At 24.9% G+C, this 2,342-nt stretch carries 4 protein-coding genes; all 4 read left to right on the top strand.

The features are described 5' to 3' along the window. Positions 1-330: hypothetical protein (locus ACMOUI_RS10360; RefSeq protein WP_418965623.1), on the top strand; the 330-nt coding region annotated here is incomplete at its 5' end. Further along, complete coding sequence (locus tag ACMOUI_RS10355) at positions 293-691, top strand: EamA family transporter (RefSeq protein WP_418965622.1); 399 nt, start codon at positions 293-295, stop codon at positions 689-691. The genes ACMOUI_RS10360 and ACMOUI_RS10355, both read left to right, overlap by 38 nt. A 20-nt stretch (positions 692-711) precedes the next feature. Further along, positions 712-1,197, top strand: coding sequence for a DMT family transporter (locus ACMOUI_RS10350; protein WP_418965621.1), 486 nt, complete (start codon positions 712-714; stop codon positions 1,195-1,197). A gap of 26 nt (positions 1,198-1,223) precedes the next feature. After that, the coding region (locus tag ACMOUI_RS10345; protein ID WP_418965620.1) for an MATE family efflux transporter at positions 1,224-2,342 on the top strand (1,119 nt) is incomplete at its 3' end.

The raw sequence follows: 2,342 nt of genomic DNA, 5'->3' as shown, positions 1-2,342 counted from the left end.
CCATATAACTATAATAGAGTAATTGAAATGTATAAATTCTGTAGAGAAAATAATATAATTCTATATTTTGAAACTGTTTTAAAAAAAGAAAAGGCCTCCAAAAATTCAGATTTGTACTTAGCTAATGACAAAATTAGAAATATTTTTGAAATTTGGAATGAGGAAACATATAAAAACATAAGGCAATCGGCCTTAAATCTAAAAGGATTGTGTAAAATATGTAAACCTCATAATGAAAAAAAATGTTTTTATGGTTGTAGAGCTCATGCTTACATAAATACAGGAGAAATAAATGGAGAATATAGTGAGTGTTGGCATGGAGCAGAATGATAAAATTATGATTTTAAAAAATAGATATAAAGGTATTCTCTCTATTTTAATTTCTACTTTAGGTTTTAGTGTAATTCCAATTTTTGCAAGACTTGGGTTAAAACAGGGATATTCCTCATCTTTACTATTGTTTTATCGTTTTTTATTTGCATTTTTTATTTTTTACTTCTACTTAAAATTAACAAAGTATAGAATCACATCTGATAAAAAAATGATAAAAAAAATTTGTATTGTTGGAATAATCTATTCCTTACAATGCTTATGCTATTTTTCTGCTTTTCAATATATATCAGTATCTTTAGGAGCAATCATTTATAATACTTATCCCATTTTTACAATACTATTTTCTAAATTTTTTTAAGAACTACCATTACTTTTAAAATGATTTTAGGGGTTATTTTAGCTATTTTAGGTTCTACATTTGTTATTTACTCTCCAATGACAGAAAATAAGCTTCTTGGAATACTTTTAGTTATTTTAACAACAATATTTAGTGGTGCATATATGGTTTATACTAAAAAGTTTTTAAATACAGTAAATAGCTTAGAATTAACTACTTATGTTTCTCTAATCTGCAGTATAACTTTATTCGGAATCAGTTTTTTTTCAGGAACATTCGTTATTTTAACTGATTTATCTACCTTACTTTATGTTTTAATTTTAGCTTTTTTTTCAACGGTTATAGGTTTACTGGGCTTTATGAAAGCGATATCTTACCTTGATGTAGGTTTAGTTTCAATTATTAATCTAATAGAACCTTTTTTTACAGTAATTATTTCCTATATTTTATTCAAAGATACTTTAACTCTATTGCAATTAATAGGTGGATTTATCATAGTTTTAGGCGTTTATTTTTATGAAAAATAAATATACTATATAAAAATGGAGATTTTATGATACTAAAAGAGATTAAACATATAAATTATATTGTATTTCCTTTAATTATATCTAGATTTTGCTCATTTTTATTTATTTTTATAGATCAATGGTTAGGAACTATTATTTCACAAGATGGTTATATTGCTATAAGTGTTGCTGGGCAAGTATCATACATAGTTATTGGAACTTTTGGCGCTATTGCTATCCCTTTAAATATATTGGGCAGTAGCTACTTGCAACAAGGTAAAACCAGAGAGTATGAAACTTTATTCAATACCTCTTTTTTTTTAACCAATATTATTGGGTTATCTTTAGTTTTTATTTTTTTTATTTTTTCAGAGCATATATTTAAAATATTTTTTAAAATAGAACCTGAAATTTTAAGATTATCTGTCATCTATTTCAAGGTAATCTCAATAGAGATTTGGATAACTATGTGTCTATTTATCTACTCCTCTTTTTTTAAAGTTCAAGAGAAAACTAAAATAATAATGGTGGGAGTTTTTATAAACAATGTGGTGAATATCTCTATCAGTGCAACACTTGTCTTAGGGTTATTTGGATTCTCAAAATTAGGAGTGCTTGGAGCTGGTATTGGAACTGTAACTGGAGGAGGAGTAAACCTACTTTTATACTATTTATACTTCAAAAGAAAAGCCTTTTTTAAATTAAAAAACTCCTTTAATTATGAGGTTTCAATTAAAATTTTAAAAAAATATATACCTATTTTAACACAAGATTTTATTGAGGATGGGCTTTTAACTCTGATATTAACCTATATTTTAGTATATATAAATCCTTATCTATTGGGAGAGTTTAATCTTCTTGGAACTATTTCAAATTTTTTACTAATTGGAACATACTCATATGCCATAATCTCTACAAACTTAATTATTAAAAACTCCACTTCTATTTATAAAAAACTAATTCCTCTATTAAGTTCACTCTCTATGACAGTGGTTTTTTTAATTTTTACATCTATCCTACTCCTTTCTAAAAACTATATATTTAAACTTTATACAACACAAACATGGGTTATAGATTCAATCTTTCCTGTTTTTTTCATAAATACGATATTTATTTTTCCAAATATTTTTTTAGAAATATATAAATATGCGTTAAATGGTCTAAAC

Source organism: Cetobacterium sp. (assembly GCF_048470075.1).
Classification (GTDB): Bacteria; Fusobacteriota; Fusobacteriia; order Fusobacteriales; family Fusobacteriaceae; genus Cetobacterium_A.
This window is presented reverse-complemented; position numbering and strand designations above follow the sequence as displayed.